Below are 17,701 nucleotides of genomic sequence, written 5' to 3'. Positions count from 1 at the left end.
TTAGCGTTTTTTTGAAAGGATGAAAGAATGATGGATATATACATTGAAAGGCTTAATGAACGGGATGCACAAGCGTTATTTGCATTTGAATGCAATAATAGAAGGTTTTTCGAGCAAACAGTTCCAAGCCGGGGAGATGATTATTATAGCTCTGGAACGTTTGGAATCAGGCATAAGGAATTATTAAAAGAGCAAGAAGATGCTATCTCCTCTTTTTATTTGATTAAGGATGGTTCAGGCATAATCGTCGGCAGGATTAATCTTGTGGATATCGACCCTATTAAGGGGACGGCTCATGTCGGTTATAGAATCGGTGAAGCGTTTACGCAAAAAGGGATTGCGAACGAAGCTTTAAAGCTTTTGGTCAATCTGGCGCCGGAATTAAATGTGACTCAAATACATGCCAAAACGACAAGCGACAATATCGCTTCCCAAAAGGTTTTAGTGAAAAACGGTTTTGAACGGATTTCGATTAATGAGGAAATTAGTGCGGATACTGGTCAAAAGCTAACTTTCTACCATTATAGAAAGAATCTATAAATCCATATTCCTCTATTAATAGCCGCATTCCCATTTTTTTAATTGTGAAAAGATGGGGAGTATACTATACTAACGTTGTATTTAATGTTTGGAAAATTTTGCGAAGTTCATATATTTGCCGCTGGGTGCCTTTGTGTGAACAAAGGGTAACAGGGAATCGGGTGCAAATCCCGAGTGGTCGCGCCACTGTAACCAAGGAGTTTTCTTTCAGGATGTCACTTGACTCAGTCAGGGAAGACGAAAGGAAATGTTGATTTGGAAGCCAGGAGACCTACCCAGTGAGCATCACCAATTTTTCCTTCGCTGAGAGGAGAGGTGTTCGAGATTAAGAAAAGGCGGACTTAGGTCCTTCCGTATTTTTTGGCCTATACTCGTAACTCCATTCTTTGTTAAAAGGATTGGGGTTTTTTTGTGTGTTTTTTTGAAGGAGGATATCATCATTGGAAGAGTCATTGGTTAGAAGCTCATTGAAAGAGAATGAGGATATGCTTGACCATTTTGAGAGAAATGCCAAGCGCAGGTTTCGTTTCCTGATATTTTTCTTGCTGTGCATTCTTTTATTATCGATTACATTCGCTGTTACCCTTGGGCCAGTTAAGATGTCAGCAATAACGGTTTGGAAGATCGCCTTAGGGCATCTTCCTTTTATCGGTGATTCTCTGGAGGTGAATTGGAGTATCGCACAAGAGCGGATCATTTGGGATATCCGTCTGCCCCGTGTATTGCTCGGTGCGGTGGTAGGTGCGGGATTATCCGTAGTGGGTGTCGTCATCCAGGCCTTGGTGCGCAATTCACTTGCAGATCCGTATATCCTGGGCATTTCATCTGGTTCTTCTGTTGCGGCAACCCTTGTCATTCTTTTTGGGGCGCTGCCTATATTCGGACAATATGCGTTATCATTCGGTGCATTCCTGGGGGCCATGGCTGCGATGCTTTCCGTTTATTTATTGGCTCAAGTGGGAGGGAGAATTCAAACGACAAGGCTGTTATTGGCGGGTGTAGCCATATCGATGATCATGTCTGCCGTCACTAATTTCATTGTCACTCTTGCACCAAAAGATTCCGGCATCCGTGAAGCGATGTTTTGGATGATGGGTAGCTTAGCGGGTGCAAAATGGGAATACATACCGATTCCAGCGGTTGTGGTGCTTGTGGTTTCATTGTTCCTTATCGTACAATCCCGCTCCCTTAATATCTTATTGATGGGCGAAGAAGTCGCCGCGACGCTCGGAGTCAATATGGAAGCCTTCCGTAAAGTTCTGATCATCATTACGTCCCTTGTTACGGGGACAGTTGTGGCTGTAAGCGGTTCGATTGGGTTCATCGGTCTGGTAGTACCGCATTTAGCCCGGCTATTGGCCGGGACAGACCATAAACGTGTTCTTTCATGCAGCATATTGATTGGCATGATCCTCGTCATTTGGTCAGATGTATGTGCCCGGCTGGTCCTGGCACCTCAAGAACTTCCGATTGGCGTTGTCACCGCACTTTGCGGAGGGCCATTCTTCATTTGGCTTTTGCGGCGAAGTTCATATTCATTTGGAGGTGGGGGCAAGTGAGATTAGCTATTGAAGAAGTATCCTATTCAATTCTGGACACTCCTATCATTGAGGATATAACCCTTCATATAAAAACTGGGCAGTTCGTTGGGCTGATCGGCCCGAATGGGAGCGGGAAATCAACACTATTAAAAAATGCTTCCCGGATTTTGGAGCCGCATACGGGATCTGTTCACCTCGACGGCCGTGACCTTTACCGGCTTTCACAGAAACAAACAGCCCGGGAAATGGCGGTTGTCAGTCAGGAAACATCGCTGACCTTTGACTTTAGTGTACAAGAGATGGTTTGGATGGGAAGGCATCCTCATAAGCGATTATTTCAGGGAGATTCGGAGAAAGATAGACGAATCGTCAATCATGCATTAGCTCGCGTCGAAATGAGTGGATTTGAAGACAGGAGTTTCATGAGCTTGTCGGGTGGTGAGAAACAACGTGTCCTCATAGCACGCGCCCTAGCCCAGGAAGCGAACATCATCATCCTGGATGAACCAACGAATCATTTAGACATCCGGCATCAGCTCCAATTGCTGGACCTTGTTAAAAAGCTGGACGTTACCGTCTTGACGGCCCTGCATGATATAAATTTGGCAGCCATGTATTGTGATCATATATATGTCATCCAAAATGGCAAAGTGATCACATCCGGAACACCAGAAGCTGTATTGACGACAAAAATGATAAGGAAGGTGTTCGGGGTGGAAACGGAAATCGGCATACACCCCATCACGCAAAAGACGCATATCACCTTTTTAGCACATATATAAAAAAAACAATAGATATGAGGGGAAAATATATGACTGGTTACCGAAAGATTTTGTTAAGCATCAGTTTTTTGGCAATGATGATATTGGGCGCTTGCAATAACTCCGAGGAAGCTTCAAAGGACGGAGGCAAACAGAGTGAAAAAAGTGGAAAAGAAACAGTGGTCATCACGAATCTGGATCATGAATTCACCTATGCAGAGGCCCCAAAGCGTGCGGTTTCGCTAAATCAGCATGCGACGGAAATCATGCTTGCATTGGGGTTGCAGGATTCAATGGCAGGTACGGCTTATTTGGATGACGAAATTTTGCCAAAGTATAATGATGCCTATGAAACGGTGGCAGTGCTTTCCAAGGAATACCCTTCAAAAGAAGTTTTCTTTGAAGCAGAGCCGGATTTTGCATATGCTGGCTGGAAAAGCGCCTTTACGGAACAAACATTAGGAACCGTCCAAGAGCTGAAAGAAGCCGGAATCAATACATATATCCAAGAGTCTTCCAATACGTCAACACCGACTATGGAAGATGTGTATAAAGATATTGAGAATATTGGCCGCATCTTTCATGTAGAAAAAAAAGCAGCGGAAGTCATCGGAGAGATGCAACAGGATATAAAAGAAACTACAGCAAAAATCGAAAGTGCAGGCAAGCCCAAAAATGTTTTCGTATATGACAGCGGTGAAGAAGTCCCGAGAACGGCAGCGAAAAATAATTACATGACAGGGATCATTTCCATGGCTGGCGGCCAGAACATTTTTGGCGATACGGAAGGGGGATGGCCTGAGGTCAGTTGGGAAGAAGTCGTCGATCGGAATCCGGATGTCATTGCCATCATTGATTACGGAGATATCCCCATAAAGCAAAAAGAAGCATTCTTATTAAATAAAAGTGAACTGGCGGATGTACCGGCCATTCGAAATAAAGCGATCATTGTGCTTCCTCTTTCAGCGGGCGCGGAAGGGATTCGTGCACCACTAGCCTTACGGACAGTAGCCGAAGGACTCTATCCCGAGAAGTTTTGAACCCGACCAGGCGGATGCTGAACAAATGACCCGAATAATCGACACGAATGAAACGTGTCCTTGTTCGGGTTTTACTATATCCAATTAGAAGGATAATAGGATCGGTTTCTTGAATTATTTGTATGGCAGATCATAGTTCGTAAGAATGAAGATTTCAGGAGAAAGGAGAATGTAATATGATAGAAGGTTTATATGAAGCCCATTTACCAGTCAAGAACCTGGCCATCTCAATGGATTTTTATAAGAAAATAGGCTTAAAACTAGCTTGGAGGGATGAAGATACTGCCTTCTTTTGGATAGAGGAAAACAAAAGCTGGGTCGGCTTATGGGAAGGGAAAGAATATCAAACTCCATACCACCCTTCACTAAGGCATATCGCCTTTCGGGTAACTTATGATAATATGAAAAATTCATTAAATTGGCTAAAATCCCTAAAAATTGAAGTCGTCCCTTTTGGAAAAAGGACAACGATTGAACCTTTTGTGCGTCCGAACCAAGGAAACGCTTCCGTCTATTTCAATGATCCCGATGGCAATAGTCTGGAACTTATGTGTTCGATAAAAGTCCCTGATGCATATAAGCATATGACCGAAAAACTATCACTTGAAGAATGGGAAGAACTAAACTCTTAAATGATAACAAAAAAATCTACCAGTATGAAGGTTTTATAGAAGGAAGTGTAAGTATTGTTTAATCAATTAACGAATAACGATAGTATCCTTAATCAATTACGTGCAGACTGTGAGAATTGTTTTGGTTTGTGCTGTGTAGCTTTGCCTTATGCAAAATCTGCTGATTTTGCATTTGATAAAGATGGAGGTACACCATGTTCAAACCTGCAATCCGATTATCGTTGCGGCATCCATGAAAAACTCAGAGCAAAAGGGTATAAAGGCTGCACGGTATATGAATGTTTCGGTGCCGGTCAAAAGGTATCTCAACTCACCTATAATGGAAACGATTGGAGGAACAACCCAGAGTCAGCAAAGGAAATGTTCGAAGTTTTTCCTATTATGCAACAACTTCATGAAATGCTTTGCTACTTAAATGAAGCACTGAATTTAGAAGATGCACAACCTCTTTACCGAGAATTGCAGGCGGCTTTTGAAGACACGGAATATCTCACTAAGCAAATTCCAAAGTCTATCATGGACCTGAATGTACCAGCTCATAGAGAGATCGTTAATGATTTACTTCTGCGCACAAGTGAACTGGTACGTGCAAAGGTTTCATTCAAGAAAAATAAAAAAAAGCAGAACAAAATAGGTAGGGGTAGTGACCTGATTGGTGCAAAGTTGAGAGGTGCTGATCTTAGGGGAGCGAACTTAAGAGGGGCTTTGCTTATTGCATCTGACCTCAGAGAAGCCGACATGAGAGTGACGGACCTTATCGGTGCAGACTTTAGGGACGCTGATTTAAGCGGTGCCGATCTCACCGGAAGCTTCTTTATCACACAAGCACAGATTAACTCGGCTAAAGGCGACACGAAGACAAAATTACCGTTCTCATTAAGTATTCCCGATCATTGGAGGTAGAAGGATAGCCAAGATTGAAGCTAGCTTTCATGAAAGAGCAAACGAATAAGATAATTGTTTAATTCACGAGTAAAGCGTCAAACTCACGAGTAAAAGTGCGAAACTTCATGAGAAAAAGCGTAAAAATTGCTTTAATCCGAAGCTTTTACAAAGAGTGAACTCTACTAATATGCGATTCTTCATTAGGAAGGATCGTCTTTTAAAATTGGGCGGAAAATTTTCATTTTTCCATTTGACTCTGACGTTGCGTAATACCTTAATGTAAATGATATCGAAAGGAGGTAAGAAGCAGTGGCAATGAAAGTGAAGGAGCTAGCCGATTTGGTTGGCATTAGTGTGCGGACACTGCATTATTATGATGAAATCGGGTTATTATCGCCGGAGGAAATAACCGATGCAGGTTATCGCCTTTATTCGAATGATAATCTTGAGATGTTGCAGCAAATCCTGTTTTTCAGGGAACTTGGCATGCCATTAAAGGAAATAAAACAAATGATAAAAAGCTCTTCGTTTGATAAACAAGATGCGTTAATGCAACATCAAAAAATGTTGCTGGAGAAACGCAGTCAGCTCGATAAATTAATTAAGACGGTCGAAAAATCGATTAAGCATATGAAAGGGGAAATTCAGATGACGAATAAAGAAAAATTTGAAGGATTTGACTTTAGTCAGAATCCATATGAAGAGGAAGCTCGCAAGCTTTGGGGGGATAAAGCTGTCGATGAGTCGAAGGCTAAAGTGGAGGGCATGTCCAAAGATGCACAGAAAGTTGTATCGGAGATCTATTTAAAACTTGCGTCAATCCGAAATGGTTCGCCCAAGTCGGAGGAGGCACAGGAGGCCATTAAAGAATGGTATGATTGTTTGAACAATAACTTCGGCACATACTCGCTGGATGCTTTCATAGGATTAGGTCAAATGTACGTGGACGATCAACGCTTCACCAAAAATATCGACAAATATGGTGAAGGATTGGCAAAATTCATGTGTGATGCGATGAGTCACTTTGCTGATGCTAACAAAAATTGAATCTCAAGATTAGATGGAAGGTTGCTCCGGCAACCTTCTTATTTTGGAGCAAAAGGGACGGTCAGTTTAAGAAGCTGTATACTATAGTTATGGTAATATTTATAATATTCCAATTTATAGAGAATAGGGGGAAACTTATGGAATTTAGGAATGCCTTCTTTAACCTCGGGAAAATCAATGATGTTGATGGAACTAAAGTGGCTGTTTTTAATGGAGATGCCATTTATACAAGCATCGTCACTAAACTTCTGGCCGCAGGTTGTGTTTTCGCCGAGGAAGAGGCCCGGTTGCTCATCATCGCGGCAGGGACAACGGCCGAACTGGCAGAGATGGTGGATAGACGGATAGCAGGTTTGCCACTTGAACACGTCATCGGCTGGGCGGAATTCTGCGGTATCCGGATAGAGGTTGATCTCGGAGTCTTCGTACCGCGCAGACGGACCGAGTTTTTAGTCCGCCAAGCGGCAGCACTCGCTATGCCAGGAGCAGTCGTGGTGGACTTGTGCTGCGGCACGGGCGCGGTTGGCTCCGCTATGGGCGATGTTCTCGAAGATATCGAGTTGTACGCCGTCGACATTGACCCAGCCGCGGTGCGGTGCGCGCGTCGTAACGTCACTTCAGTCAATGGTCAGGTATACGAAGGGGACCTCTATGAACCGCTTCCAGCCAATTTACAGGGACGTGTTGACGTACTGGTCGCAAACGCACCATACGTCCCTACTGAGGGACTCGGTCTTTTACCCCATGAAGCGCGCATGCATGAGGCGAGGGTGGCATTAGATGGCGGGGCGGACGGGCTTGATGTCCAGCGAAGGGTGGCGGCTTCGGCAACACTTTGGCTGGCACCGGGCTCCCATTTATTAGTCGAGACCAGTGAGCGGCAAACGATGCAGACCGTAGAAATCTTTGCTAGATACGGGGTGATGCCACGGGTGGTAAAGTGTGAAGAACTGGACGCCACTGTCGTAATTGGAACCAGGCCCGCACTCTAAAGAAATGTTTCGGAGGCGCTTTTTCTTATAACGATTGGAACAAAGAAGTTATGTCTAGGGAAAAAACCGTGACCTTCAAAAATTAAATTTTTTTTTTCAACAAAATGGGAATAAAAAAAATTCAAGTCATCTCGAGGGATGGGTTAAAATGGAACTTTGGAAAATCAGTCAAAAGGTTTCGGAGCTAAGCGATGTGATTCCTTATTATTTTTTTAGTCTAGTTTCTTCCTGTCTGTCGCTTTCCACGGTGTTGGTTGTATTCAGCCTGGGTACCTGGGGGGTGATTGGCATTATCGTGATTTCTTTTTATGTCGTTATCCCTTATTTATTATTTGCTGTTCCGGTACAGGTCCTTTTCAATAAACATCCTAAAAAATTCAGTTTAAACTATTTTTGCCTTTATATTTTTTTCTCTTTGCCGGCCGTATTCATTTATAGTTCGGTGCTTAATTTTGACTTCAGCTTGGATATTTTAACTACAAAGAATTACTATGCAATCAGCCTTTTAGCGGCACTGTTTTTTTGGTTTTGGGACTCGGTCTTTTTACAAAAAAAGAGCTCTGCATCATAAAAAGGGACCTTCAGACTGTAGACAAATTTGAACGTTGATAACCTCTACAGGCACTCGCTTTCCGCGGGCGGCGCCTCCCCTGGACGCGCTTTTCCCGCAGGAGTCTCGTACCTTCCGTTTCATCAACTTTGCTTAAAAATTTAGATAGAACCCCTTTTGTCTACAAACAGAAGGGACCAGTTAAATGGTCCCTTCCCGGCATTATTTCTTTAGCAAGTTTACGATTTCTTTAGCTTTTTCTAATGTAACTCCTTCAATGATACTGTTATTTTTTCGAACAGCCGTACCGAAATGATAGTGACCGGTATGCAGTTCGGAATGGATAGAAAGGATATTATCCTTATTCAACCCGCTTCCAACCAGTATTGCTATGTCGCCGCAGACTCTTTTCATTTGTTGAATCGTTTTCATGCGGCTGGGGAAATCCCCATGCCCACCTGAGGTCAATATCGTTGTGATTTCTGGATATTGTGCTAGCATTTCAGTTGAAATGACTGGGTCGTTTGTTTCATCGATGGCTCGGTGGAATGTAATCTCCAAACCTTCACATACTGTCAATAGTTCTTCGAGGTATGGTCGATTGATTTCATTTTTTTCATTTAATGCACCTAATACGACCCCGTTCGCTCCCAGTGATCGAATGATTTGGATATCTTTTTTCATGATTTCCAAATCATTTTGCGTATAACAAAACGACTGGCTATGAGGCCTTACCATCACGTTGACTGGTATCTTTACTGAATTGACGACAGCTTCTATCAGGGCGTGGCTGGGAGTTAATCCCCCCTCGGCTAAAGAACTGACAAGCTCGATTCGGTCTGCGCCCGATTCTTCGATTATAATGGCATCTTCTATCGTTGTGGCAATGAATTCAATGTACATTGGATTTTCCTTTCCTGCATGCAAGTGTTATAAGATTATTAAATCCATTAAGAATCGTAAAGTCAATTCATTAATAGATACAATGACGTCTAATCAAATACTTGCTCTAGTTTTCCTCAAATGGAATATCTTTATTTCACTATTTATGAAACGAAATGAACATTCATACGTATAAAAAAAGAATATATTCAATGGTATATTTGAAAGTGGAATGTTCGGCAGGGTAATTAAATGAAAATCATCATGACGGAGGTTATTTAATTGGATAAAGAAAGTAAGGAAATAAAGAAATCGAGGTTTTACAAAGTAGGGATGGGATTCCTGATCATTTCCCTTCTCACTTGGATCATTCCAGTCGTAGCTCCTTTTACGCCATTTTCGACTGCGGTTAAAGCGGGGGTCATAACAGGTGCGATCGTCTTTGCGGAAGTGATGTTTTGGGCAGGAGCGCTTTTGGTCGGGAAAGAAGTGGCTGCTAAATATAAAGGTTATTTAAACCCGAAAAATTGGAGAAAAGAAAAAGGATGAAGCTGTTTTTTATAAAAAAGGGCTAGGAGTGAAGCTCCATTGGAAACTGAATTGTTGAAAGTTTTCGATTCCGATCGCATTCAAACCGGCATGGCTTCGCGTGAGGAAGTACATAGATTGGGACATTGGCCTGCTGGTTCGCAAGTTCGGAAGCGGGTGTGGATTTCCTATATCTTCAGCATCGTTGTGCGATAAAAAAAGATTATCCGAATCTATTGGATATTACGGCTGCCGGCCATTTACTGGCTTATGAAACGGTATATGACGGAGTCAGGGAGATTAAAGAAGAAATAGACATTGACGCTGCATTTGACGAGTTGGTTCCATTAGTGATCATTCAATACTATCAAACGAAAGAGGATTTCATCGACAAAGAACTGCCAAACGTCTTTCTATATGAAACTGCACATAGCTTCGATGATTTCACCCTGCAGCCAGAAGAGGTTTCAAGGTTGTGCTGAATGACTTCGAAGAGCTTTGGACCGAAGCGAAGGACAAAGTGAATATTAAGGAATTTGAAATGAATCACGAAGGCCTTAGGATAAATATCCATCGATTTGTTGGACGGGATGAGTTCGTTCCGCATGATCTTTCCTATTATGAAAGCACCATTAGATTGATCAGAGAAAACCTCGCTAAATGAAAATAAAGCCCCAACAAAACGATTCGAGTTTTGTTGGGGCTTTTCTTTTTTCTTGAAAAAAACATTAAGTACATCGACCTGTATCCTTACCGATCAACGGCAGCCTATTGGCTCGTTTTGTCTCAGCTCGATACGCATATGTCCTTAGTTGTTACCTTATTTGTCCTGAATTGCTCATAGGGATAATGACTTTGGCTCTGTGCTGATTCAGTTGATAAAGCGTGACATACCAGACTGTAATAGTGATGGCAGGCTGCAAGTTAAAGGCGGGGCTGTAGTTTTTCATGAACTAGGGATTTTATCACTTGTAAGAATATTACAAAATTGTAAGATGAACAGTGTATAAATTTTGTTAAGGGGATGAGTGAAATAATGAAAAAAATGGTTTTATGCATTTCATTTTTTGTAGCTTCTTTAGTCCTTTTTGGCTCCCTTGATTCTTTTGCAAGCAAAGCTTCAGCAGAAACACACACCTATGATGGAAAAAGTCCTTACTATAATAGTTGTGCGAATAGCGCTGTCACGAAGAAGTCCGTGAAAATTTATGCCAATGGCGGTTCTGCCAATTTGGAGTTGAAATTCAGCACTGTTTGTAAAACCGCCTGGGCGAAGATCACTCTAAGCAGGCCGGCTCAAACAGATGGGGAGGCAACGGCATTGGTTGTCCGCAATACTGATAATAAACAATTTAGCTGTGCATCTCCTGGAGGAAATGGTGAAATAAATAAAGGCCAAACATCATGCTATACACCAATGGTATATGATTTAGATCCGCGAAAAGCAAAAGCGGTCGCTTTTTGGCCATATACAGCAGGTGAAACCGATTGGTATTAAAAAAAGGAAAAACCTTCATCTATATTTTTGCAAAGAAAGGATGAATGAATTGAATAAAAAGCTTAAAATGATAGGTTTATCCATGGTGATGACACTGTCGATGTTTCTTGTCGACTTTGCTTTTGGAAAAAATCAAGCCCTGGCCGAAACACACACCTATGATGGAAAAAGTCCATACTATAATAGTTGTGCAAGTTCGGCGGTAACGAAGGATAAAAAATGGATCGATTCCAATTCGTATGTAGAATTGAAATTCAGCACTGTCTGTAAAACAGCCTGGGCAAAAGTGACCGTAACACGCCCCGCGGTATACAACCATGAAGCGGATGCCAGGATCGTCCGAAGTACTGATGGTAAGGCCTATACATGCGCCAGTTCCGGGGGCAATGGTGTTGTGAATATCGGGCAGACCGCGTGCTATACACCAATGGTATATGATTATGACCCGCGCAAAGCACAGGCCCAAGGGATACATGCGATCCCTAATAGTGATGCATATAATAAAGCGGTGACCATTTGGTACTGAAAAACAAAGGCAAAAAAAGCATCCTTATAGTGGGGTGCTTTTTTTTGCGGTCAGATTGTACTCACGGTTTCATTTCCGCTTCCAATTGAAGTAGATATCGTTTCATCTCCGTACCTCCCCGGTAACCGGTAATGGCCCCGTTTTTTCCGATGACCCGGTGACATGGCACCGTGATCAGAATAGGATTGGCACCAATGGCCGTACCAACCGCCCGAACAGCTGCAGGTCTTTGGATGATTTGGGCAATATCGGAATAGGAACAGGTTTTTCCGTAGGGTACTTGATTCAGCGCCGCCCAAATTTCTTGTTGAAAGGGCGTGCCTTTTACATCTGCGGGAAGAGAGAAAGTCTGCCTGGTTCCTTCGAAATATTCTTGTAGTTCTTTTAGATAGGGATTTAATGCTTTTTCATTTTCAACAAGGCTCGCCATTGGAAAGCGTTTTTGTATCCAGGACTTCAGTTCTTCATACGTTTGACCGGGAGAGCCTACATAGCAAAGCCCTTTTTCCGTCTTGGCCACATATAATTGCCACTTATCATAATGCAATATGGCCCAGTCAATGGTTTGTTCTTTATCATTCTTCATTTTCTTCACGCTCCAAAGCTTGAGTTTTGAGATATGCATTCCGATATCCTGAAGGGGTATTCCCCATTTTCCTTTTGAATAACGTCATGAAGTAGGGTGTACTAGAGAACCCGGCAGCGAAGCCTATTTCAGTTATCGGCAGTTCGGAGTTTTCCAGCAGCCTCGTCGCTTTTTCAAGGCGAAGCCGTTGAATATATTCAGTGGGCGATATCCCCTTCACACGCTTGAATGATCGTTGCAAGTGATATGGGCTGCCGTGGGAAATATCCGCCAATTTGTTCAAAGTGAGGGGTTCGCTGTAATGGGTGTCGATCCATTCGGCTATTTGTTCAACCCATTCTTCCGTCGGTAAATTCAGTCCTTCCGGTTTACATCGTTTACAAGGCCGGAAATCTTCATCCAAAGCCACCATGGCATTTTTGAAAATCTTCACGTTTTCCTTATTCGGCACCCTGGATTTACAGGAGGGCCTGCAAAAGATGCCCGTCGTAATTACTCCGTATAAAAAATGATCATCATATGCTGTATCACAATCTATAATAGCTTTCCAATATTCATTCGGGAAATCTGCTTTTTTCGGATTCACTGCATTCACCTCTCCATTTAGTATACAAGAAAGGGTTTCTATACAAACATTTTGGGAATGTAAAAGCAAGATAACGTAATTGTTCGAGTTAGGGGAGATGACTATTTTTCTGTTAAAATAAGGAAGTTGAATGAAGTGCTATTTGAAGGGAAGAGCAAGAATACTAAAGGAGGAGCAGAATGAAAGAGGCATTATCAAATGATGAAGGCATGATTGAATTGAGAATTCGTGCACCAAAAGAGTTTAGTTTTTCGGAAAATCTTAAATACTTATCAAGATCCTCCAATGAATGTCTGTTCGATATTGTTGATCAAAAAATTTATCGAGCACTTGTTGTCGAAAATGAGACACTTTTAATAGAAATCAGTGCGGTGAATGAAACGGATCTGACCGTTCGGTTTCCAGCACGAACTGCACCGATGGATAATCAGGTAAAGGATGCTGTTTCCCAATACGTTCGTCACTGGTTCGATTTTGAGACAAATCTGCTTCCTTTTTATGAGCTCGCCCAAAATGACCCTATATTGCAAAAGCCGGTAAGCCAATTCTTCGGTTTGAGAAATATGGGCATCCCTGATTTATTTGAAGCGATTGCCTGGGGAATATTTGGTCAGCAGATAAACTTGACCTATGCCTATACCTTGAAACGGAGGCTTGTGGAGGGATTTGGTGAATATGTTGAATTCGAAGGAAAGCAATATTGGCTGTTTCCGGCGCCTGAGGTGATCGCGAAATTGACGGTCGAAGATTTTGCCGATTTGAGGATGACGGTGAAGAAGTGTGAATATTTAATAGGTGTTGCTCAACTGATTGCAGAAGGGGAACTTACTAAAGAAAAGCTGTTGAATGCAAAGAATGTAAAAGAGGCTGAAAAAATGCTGACCAAAATACGGGGAATCGGTCCGTGGACAGCGAACTATGTCTTGATGCGCTGTTTGCGTTTTCCAGCAGCCTTTCCCATCGATGACGTCGGGCTGCATAATTCCATGAAACTGGTCATGCAAACGGAAGCAAAACCAACGAAAACGGAAATCCTGAAACTTTCGGAAGCGTGGGCCGATTGGGAATCCTACGCGACGTTCTATTTATGGAGATTGCTATATTGAATCCTATATTCAGAGATAAAACAGCAAGTATCGTCGATATATCACTAATTTCGGAGATAAACCTGCAAGTATCGTTGATATATCACTAATTTCGGAGATAAAACAGGTTCAGGAATACTTTTATATGGCTAAACAATGGTGCGCGTTTCTGGTATTACCCCATCTTCGTCGGTCCGCGTTCTGTTGCCGGCTTCAGGTGGAAAGGCAGGTTCTGGACGATTTTTGGCATCGGTACAAGACAAATCAATTCATATAGTTGTTTTTGAAAAAATGCTCAAAGGAGATGTTTCCTCTGAGCATTTAATGTTTCAGCTTGTTTTGCTTTCTTCCAATACGAAAAGATATGGTAGCAACTGCTCCTTGAACCTCCCACCATGTTCGGCGTGACCATCTTTCTTAAATAGGACACTGAGAATAAACCGATTGTACCTCAGGTGAAACGTTATCCAGAAAGAAAAAAGTCTGGAAAAAAATCGTAAATCAGCAAAAGGGTGATGATAGCATTTGAAAAGGATTCAAGAATATCATTTGGCACTCCCTTTTTTGTTGCTTAAATCCTTTCATTTTTGAATGTGGCGAAATAAACGGCCAACAATGTTCAATATTTAATAGAAATGGTAAAATCATTATGCTCCTATAAAATATAGTGAATGAAAATGAAAATAGAGGATGCTGTTGAATATGAGGAAAGTATCGCTGGAAACAAAGATTCTCGGGTTAGTCTTATCGTTGAGCCTGTTTTTGATTCTATTATTGACGACTACTTTTTCCTATATGGAAGGAAGACAAATAGCTAAGGATAAAGGTCAATTGGCGTTGGAACTTTCAAAGACGATTAGTTTCATGCCTACCGTTACAGAGGCCTTTGAAACGGATGATCCCGCTGGCATAATTCAGCCGATTGTCGAAAAGATCCGCAGGGAAACAGGTGCTGAGTTCATCGTTGTAGGAAATGCAGAGGGAATTCGCTATTCTCATCCGCTGGTTTCCGAAATTGGGAAGCGGATGGAAGGCGGGGATAATAGCAGGGCCATTCGGGAAGGTGAATATTATGTCTCCGAAGCGGCAGGATCACTCGGTCTTTCCATTCGGGGGAAGTCACCGGTATTCAATGAGGATGGAAAAATAATTGGAATCGTCTCCGTCGGTTTTTTAGTGGACGATGTCCGCGCCCAAATTTTCAAGGATTTGTCCAAAGAGATGGTTGTATCGTTAGTGGCCATCATGATATCGATCATTGGCAGTTATATGCTGGCAAGAAGCATCCGTAAAGATACACTGGGGCTGGAACCATTTGAAATCGCCAATTTATATAAAGAAAAAAATGCAGTGCTTCAATCGGTAAAAGAAGGTATTCTGGCCATTGACCAAAATGGGCTGATTACCTCGATGAATCAGCCGGCGAAAAAATTGCTGGATATTAAAGAGTCCGTTCGCCATTTGAACGTGGACGGACTATTTCCTTCGAAATATTTATTCGAAGTGCTAAAGTCCGGTGAACCGCAAATGGATAAGGAGATTTCATGGAAAGACAAATCCATCATTGTTAATTGTACGCCAATCTTCGATAGTGAAGGGGTAAGCGGTGTTGTTGCTTCGTTCCGTGATCGAACGGAAATTGAGGAAATGGTAAACACATTATCTGAAGTGAAGATGCATTCAGAGGATTTAAGGGCACAAACCCATGAATTTACCAATAAACTATACGTCCTTTCAGGATTGATACAATTAGGGGAATACGATGAAGCGATAGAAATGATTCAAAGCGAAACATCCGAATTGCATTCCCTGAACCGTGTCGTGTTCGAACAGATAAAGGATACAAAGGTACAAGCCTTGTTACTAGGCAAGATAGGGAAAGCATCGGAGAAGAAGATCTTTTTTGAAATAGACGCACAAAGTTACCTAGAGAAACTGCCTGATCATATAAAATTGTCCCAACTAACTTTGATTCTAGGCAATATTATCGATAATGCACTTGAAGCGGTTTCAAGCATGGAAGAGCCGCTCGTGAAATTTTTCGCCACAGATATCGGAAATGATATGGTATTTGAAGTGAGTGATAACGGAAAAGGAATACCAGAGGATGCGATCGCCCATATTTTCGATCGGGGTTTCACTTCAAAAAACAGCGGAAGTCCGAGTGGTTATGGACTTTCGAATGCTGATCATGTCGTAAAAGAGCTAGGCGGCATCATCGAAGTCCACAGCGAGGATGGCAATACTATATTCACCGTGTATCTTCCTAAAGAACAGAGAGGAGGGAAAGAATGCTGAAGATAAGAGCAGTCATCGCAGAAGATGATTTTCGTGTAGCGGAAATCCATGAAAAATTCTTGAAAAACTTTGATGAAATAGAAGTGGTCGGAAAAGCCGTCAATGCAAAAAAAACGCTTCGGATCTTGGAACAAAAAAGCCCGGATTTGCTTTTGCTTGATGTTTATATGCCAGATCAGCTTGGTACAGACCTCCTTCCGGACATACGGAAAAAATTCCCGAATGTGGATATCATCATGATTACCGCGGCAACGGATAAAGAACAACTTGAAAAGGCACTTCACTATGGTGTAGAGAATTATCTAATTAAACCAGTGGAAATGAAGCGCTTCAACCAAGTTATCGAAGAGTATCTGAAGAAAGTCCATCTGATGAAATCCAAACAAGAGATAGACCAGGATTTTGTTGACCTCATTTTGAAAAAGGGTTCTTCCGCTTTGGAAACGAATGATGGGCTGTCCTTACCAAAAGGGGTCGACGAAATTACTTTGGCGAAAGTGATCGAGGTACTCGAAGCAAGCGATATCGGTTTGTCAGCTGAGCAAGTGAGCGGACAGATCGGTGCTTCCAGGACAACCGCGAGACGCTATCTGGAATACTTGATATCCGTTAAGAAATGTAAAGCGGAAGTCGTATACGGGGTAGTGGGGAGACCTGAGCGAAGATATTATAAAATTCAATAGAATTAAGTGTGAAACACCTTCAAGATTGGAGGTGTTTTTTTATGCATGCTGGTTTATAAGATTATAAAAAAGCAATATATGTCAAAAAAACGATATTTTTTTCTGTTATCCTTTTTTTAAGGAGGTTAGGAAATGAGATACAGCCCCATCATCCAAAAAACGATTGAATATATAGAGAATAGCTTACAAGATGAATTGTCTTTAGAGAACATCGCACGATTCGCAGGTTTTTCGAAGTTTCATTATCATCGTATTTTTCAAAAGGAGGTTGGCGTGACCGTATCTGAATATATTCGATATCGAAGGATCGCCAATGCAGCTAACATGCTGCTTTATACCGATGAAAAAATAATCGACATTGCTTTATATTACCGCTTTGAAACACAGGAATCCTTTACTCGTTCATTCAAGAAATATTATGACCTGCCGCCAGGGCAATACCGGAAACTCGTAAGTAAACTAACTTTGCAAAAGGAGGAAATGACGATGAAAAACGAACAATTATTAAAAGGATGGAATTTAAGCGGGAGTCATCCATTCAATTATAAAATTGGAATTGACCGGGAGACCTTCCATAAAGGCCAGGCATCAGGTTTCCTGAAATCCGTCACTAAGGAATCCAAGGAGGAATTTGCAACGATGATGCAGCAATTCAAGGCGGAAAATTACCTTGGTAAAAGAATGAAACTGTCGGGTTTTTTAAAATCAAAAGATGTTGATGGGTTTTGTGGTTTATGGATGAGGGTGGATAATGCCCTTCAGGATGTTTTGCAATTCGACAATATGGGCAATCGGCCCATCGTCAACGATACGGAATGGAACCATTATTATATCGTCCTGGATGTACCCGAAAACAGTGCCATCATTTCATTCGGGGTCCTTCTTTCAGGGCGTGGCCAAGTATGGATCGATGAACTGGAATTCGAGGAAGTCAGCATCGATACACCAACTACCAATATAGACTACGGCTGTGACCTTTTGGATGGACCGGCAAATTTATCATTTGAAGAATAAATGCGCGGATTGTTTGCTTAAATAATC

At 42.1% G+C, this 17,701-nt stretch carries 21 protein-coding genes and 1 riboswitch; of the genes, 18 read left to right on the top strand and 3 right to left on the bottom strand.

The window, feature by feature from the left end; all coding sequences use genetic code 11:
• The first annotated feature begins 30 nt into the window (after positions 1 to 30).
• From ABC374_RS19110 to ABC374_RS19070, 9 genes are all read left to right on the top strand, one after another.
• On the top strand, positions 31 to 540 hold the full coding sequence (locus ABC374_RS19110; RefSeq protein WP_350302928.1) for a GNAT family N-acetyltransferase: 510 nt from the start codon (positions 31 to 33) through the stop codon (positions 538 to 540).
• A 106-nt stretch (positions 541 to 646) separates the two neighbouring features.
• A riboswitch (cobalamin riboswitch) is annotated at positions 647 to 833 on the top strand.
• A gap of 192 nt (positions 834 to 1,025) precedes the next feature.
• On the top strand, positions 1,026 to 2,099 hold the full coding sequence (locus ABC374_RS19105; RefSeq protein ID WP_413020396.1) for a FecCD family ABC transporter permease: 1,074 nt from the start codon (positions 1,026 to 1,028) through the stop codon (positions 2,097 to 2,099).
• Positions 2,096 to 2,863: a heme ABC transporter ATP-binding protein gene (locus tag ABC374_RS19100; RefSeq protein ID WP_413019431.1), complete on the top strand. Its 768-nt coding sequence runs from the start codon at positions 2,096 to 2,098 to the stop codon at positions 2,861 to 2,863. The genes ABC374_RS19105 and ABC374_RS19100 overlap by 4 nt, the downstream gene beginning before the upstream one ends.
• Before the next feature lie 29 nt (positions 2,864 to 2,892).
• Positions 2,893 to 3,882 (top strand): ABC transporter substrate-binding protein, encoded by a 990-nt coding sequence (locus tag ABC374_RS19095; RefSeq protein ID WP_413019430.1) that lies wholly within the window; start codon positions 2,893 to 2,895, stop codon positions 3,880 to 3,882.
• A gap of 176 nt (positions 3,883 to 4,058) precedes the next feature.
• A complete protein-coding gene (locus ABC374_RS19090) occupies positions 4,059 to 4,514 on the top strand; it encodes a VOC family protein (protein ID WP_350299882.1) in 456 nt (151 codons plus the stop codon).
• A 54-nt stretch (positions 4,515 to 4,568) separates the two neighbouring features.
• Positions 4,569 to 5,417: a pentapeptide repeat-containing protein gene (locus tag ABC374_RS19085; protein ID WP_350299881.1), complete on the top strand. Its 849-nt coding sequence runs from the start codon at positions 4,569 to 4,571 to the stop codon at positions 5,415 to 5,417.
• Positions 5,418 to 5,708: 291 nt separating this feature from the next.
• Positions 5,709 to 6,446, top strand: a complete 738-nt coding sequence (locus ABC374_RS19080) for a MerR family transcriptional regulator (RefSeq protein WP_413019429.1) — start codon at positions 5,709 to 5,711, stop codon at positions 6,444 to 6,446.
• Positions 6,447 to 6,583: 137 nt separating this feature from the next.
• Positions 6,584 to 7,438: a putative protein N(5)-glutamine methyltransferase gene (locus tag ABC374_RS19075; RefSeq protein ID WP_413019428.1), complete on the top strand. Its 855-nt coding sequence runs from the start codon at positions 6,584 to 6,586 to the stop codon at positions 7,436 to 7,438.
• 148 nt (positions 7,439 to 7,586) lie between these two features.
• Complete coding sequence (locus tag ABC374_RS19070; RefSeq protein ID WP_413019427.1) at positions 7,587 to 8,009, top strand: UPF0715 family protein; 423 nt, start codon at positions 7,587 to 7,589, stop codon at positions 8,007 to 8,009.
• 201 nt (positions 8,010 to 8,210) lie between these two features.
• On the opposite strand, the gene ABC374_RS19065 is transcribed toward ABC374_RS19070, so the two are convergent.
• Entirely contained in the window at positions 8,211 to 8,891 is a 681-nt protein-coding gene (locus ABC374_RS19065; protein WP_413019426.1) for a copper homeostasis protein CutC, read from the bottom strand.
• A gap of 261 nt (positions 8,892 to 9,152) precedes the next feature.
• Here ABC374_RS19065 and ABC374_RS19060 point away from each other — a divergent pair, with 261 nt between their 5' ends.
• The 5 genes from ABC374_RS19060 (at position 9,153) to ABC374_RS19040 (ending at position 11,422) form a co-directional block, all read left to right on the top strand.
• Entirely contained in the window at positions 9,153 to 9,419 is a 267-nt protein-coding gene (locus ABC374_RS19060; RefSeq protein ID WP_230176643.1) for a transporter suffix domain-containing protein, read from the top strand.
• A 158-nt stretch (positions 9,420 to 9,577) separates the two neighbouring features.
• Complete coding sequence (locus ABC374_RS19055) at positions 9,578 to 9,880, top strand: NUDIX hydrolase (protein WP_413019425.1); 303 nt, start codon at positions 9,578 to 9,580, stop codon at positions 9,878 to 9,880.
• The gene (locus ABC374_RS19050) at positions 9,874 to 10,062 is read left to right on the top strand and encodes a hypothetical protein (protein WP_413019424.1); all 189 of its coding nucleotides are present in this window, start codon (positions 9,874 to 9,876) and stop codon (positions 10,060 to 10,062) included. The genes ABC374_RS19055 and ABC374_RS19050 overlap by 7 nt, the downstream gene beginning before the upstream one ends.
• A 372-nt stretch (positions 10,063 to 10,434) precedes the next feature.
• A complete protein-coding gene (locus ABC374_RS19045; RefSeq protein ID WP_350299874.1) occupies positions 10,435 to 10,896 on the top strand; it encodes a DUF2690 domain-containing protein in 462 nt (153 codons plus the stop codon).
• Positions 10,897 to 10,978: 82 nt separating this feature from the next.
• Positions 10,979 to 11,422, top strand: coding sequence for a DUF2690 domain-containing protein (locus tag ABC374_RS19040; RefSeq protein ID WP_350302927.1), 444 nt, complete (start codon positions 10,979 to 10,981; stop codon positions 11,420 to 11,422).
• Positions 11,423 to 11,483: 61 nt separating this feature from the next.
• Here the strand turns inward: ABC374_RS19040 and ABC374_RS19035 are convergent, their stop codons facing one another.
• Together ABC374_RS19035 and ABC374_RS19030 are read right to left on the bottom strand one after the other, a co-directional pair.
• Positions 11,484 to 12,008 carry a methylated-DNA--[protein]-cysteine S-methyltransferase gene (locus ABC374_RS19035; RefSeq protein WP_350299873.1) on the bottom strand — a complete coding sequence of 175 codons (525 nt, stop codon included), beginning with the start codon at positions 12,006 to 12,008 and terminating at the stop codon, positions 11,484 to 11,486.
• Positions 11,998 to 12,594, bottom strand: coding sequence for a bifunctional transcriptional activator/DNA repair enzyme AdaA (locus ABC374_RS19030; protein ID WP_413019423.1), 597 nt, complete (start codon positions 12,592 to 12,594; stop codon positions 11,998 to 12,000). Before ABC374_RS19030 ends, ABC374_RS19035 begins: the two co-directional genes overlap by 11 nt.
• A 179-nt stretch (positions 12,595 to 12,773) precedes the next feature.
• Between ABC374_RS19030 and ABC374_RS19025 the strand changes: the two genes are divergently transcribed.
• The 4 genes from ABC374_RS19025 (at position 12,774) to ABC374_RS19010 (ending at position 17,674) form a co-directional block, all read left to right on the top strand.
• Positions 12,774 to 13,700, top strand: a complete 927-nt coding sequence (locus ABC374_RS19025) for a DNA-3-methyladenine glycosylase family protein (protein WP_413019422.1) — start codon at positions 12,774 to 12,776, stop codon at positions 13,698 to 13,700.
• 681 nt (positions 13,701 to 14,381) lie between these two features.
• A complete protein-coding gene (locus ABC374_RS19020) occupies positions 14,382 to 15,977 on the top strand; it encodes an ATP-binding protein (protein ID WP_350299871.1) in 1,596 nt (531 codons plus the stop codon).
• A complete protein-coding gene (locus tag ABC374_RS19015; RefSeq protein WP_350299870.1) occupies positions 15,971 to 16,660 on the top strand; it encodes a response regulator in 690 nt (229 codons plus the stop codon). The genes ABC374_RS19020 and ABC374_RS19015 overlap by 7 nt, the downstream gene beginning before the upstream one ends.
• Positions 16,661 to 16,792: 132 nt before the next feature.
• Positions 16,793 to 17,674: a helix-turn-helix transcriptional regulator gene (locus ABC374_RS19010; protein ID WP_413019421.1), complete on the top strand. Its 882-nt coding sequence runs from the start codon at positions 16,793 to 16,795 to the stop codon at positions 17,672 to 17,674.
• Positions 17,675 to 17,701: the final 27 nt, after the last annotated feature.

The sequence above is a fragment of the Peribacillus phoenicis genome, from assembly GCF_047238085.1.
In the GTDB taxonomy this organism is placed as follows: Bacteria; Bacillota; Bacilli; order Bacillales; family DSM-1321; genus Peribacillus.
The sequence above is the reverse complement of the archived record's forward strand: the minus strand, read 5'-3'. Positions and strand labels throughout refer to the sequence as shown.

What these genes read in the sequence shown, in the direction of transcription:
- ABC374_RS19075 (WP_413019428.1), top strand. Translation starts at nt 6,584, where the DNA reads ATGGAATTTAGGAATGCCTTCTTTAACCTCGGGAAAATCAATGATGTT.
- ABC374_RS19010 (WP_413019421.1), top strand. Translation starts at nt 16,793, where the DNA reads ATGAGATACAGCCCCATCATCCAAAAAACGATTGAATATATAGAGAAT.
- ABC374_RS19105 (WP_413020396.1), top strand. Translation starts at nt 1,026, where the DNA reads ATGCTTGACCATTTTGAGAGAAATGCCAAGCGCAGGTTTCGTTTCCTG.
- ABC374_RS19070 (WP_413019427.1), top strand. Translation starts at nt 7,587, where the DNA reads ATGGAACTTTGGAAAATCAGTCAAAAGGTTTCGGAGCTAAGCGATGTG.
- ABC374_RS19095 (WP_413019430.1), top strand. Translation starts at nt 2,893, where the DNA reads ATGACTGGTTACCGAAAGATTTTGTTAAGCATCAGTTTTTTGGCAATG.
- ABC374_RS19040 (WP_350302927.1), top strand. Translation starts at nt 10,979, where the DNA reads ATGGTGATGACACTGTCGATGTTTCTTGTCGACTTTGCTTTTGGAAAA.
- ABC374_RS19045 (WP_350299874.1), top strand. Translation starts at nt 10,435, where the DNA reads ATGAAAAAAATGGTTTTATGCATTTCATTTTTTGTAGCTTCTTTAGTC.
- ABC374_RS19020 (WP_350299871.1), top strand. Translation starts at nt 14,382, where the DNA reads ATGAGGAAAGTATCGCTGGAAACAAAGATTCTCGGGTTAGTCTTATCG.
- ABC374_RS19110 (WP_350302928.1), top strand. Translation starts at nt 31, where the DNA reads ATGGATATATACATTGAAAGGCTTAATGAACGGGATGCACAAGCGTTA.
- ABC374_RS19065 (WP_413019426.1), bottom strand. Translation starts at nt 8,891, where the DNA reads ATGTACATTGAATTCATTGCCACAACGATAGAAGATGCCATTATAATC.
- ABC374_RS19015 (WP_350299870.1), top strand. Translation starts at nt 15,971, where the DNA reads ATGCTGAAGATAAGAGCAGTCATCGCAGAAGATGATTTTCGTGTAGCG.
- ABC374_RS19090 (WP_350299882.1), top strand. Translation starts at nt 4,059, where the DNA reads ATGATAGAAGGTTTATATGAAGCCCATTTACCAGTCAAGAACCTGGCC.
- ABC374_RS19025 (WP_413019422.1), top strand. Translation starts at nt 12,774, where the DNA reads ATGAAAGAGGCATTATCAAATGATGAAGGCATGATTGAATTGAGAATT.
- ABC374_RS19035 (WP_350299873.1), bottom strand. Translation starts at nt 12,008, where the DNA reads ATGAAGAATGATAAAGAACAAACCATTGACTGGGCCATATTGCATTAT.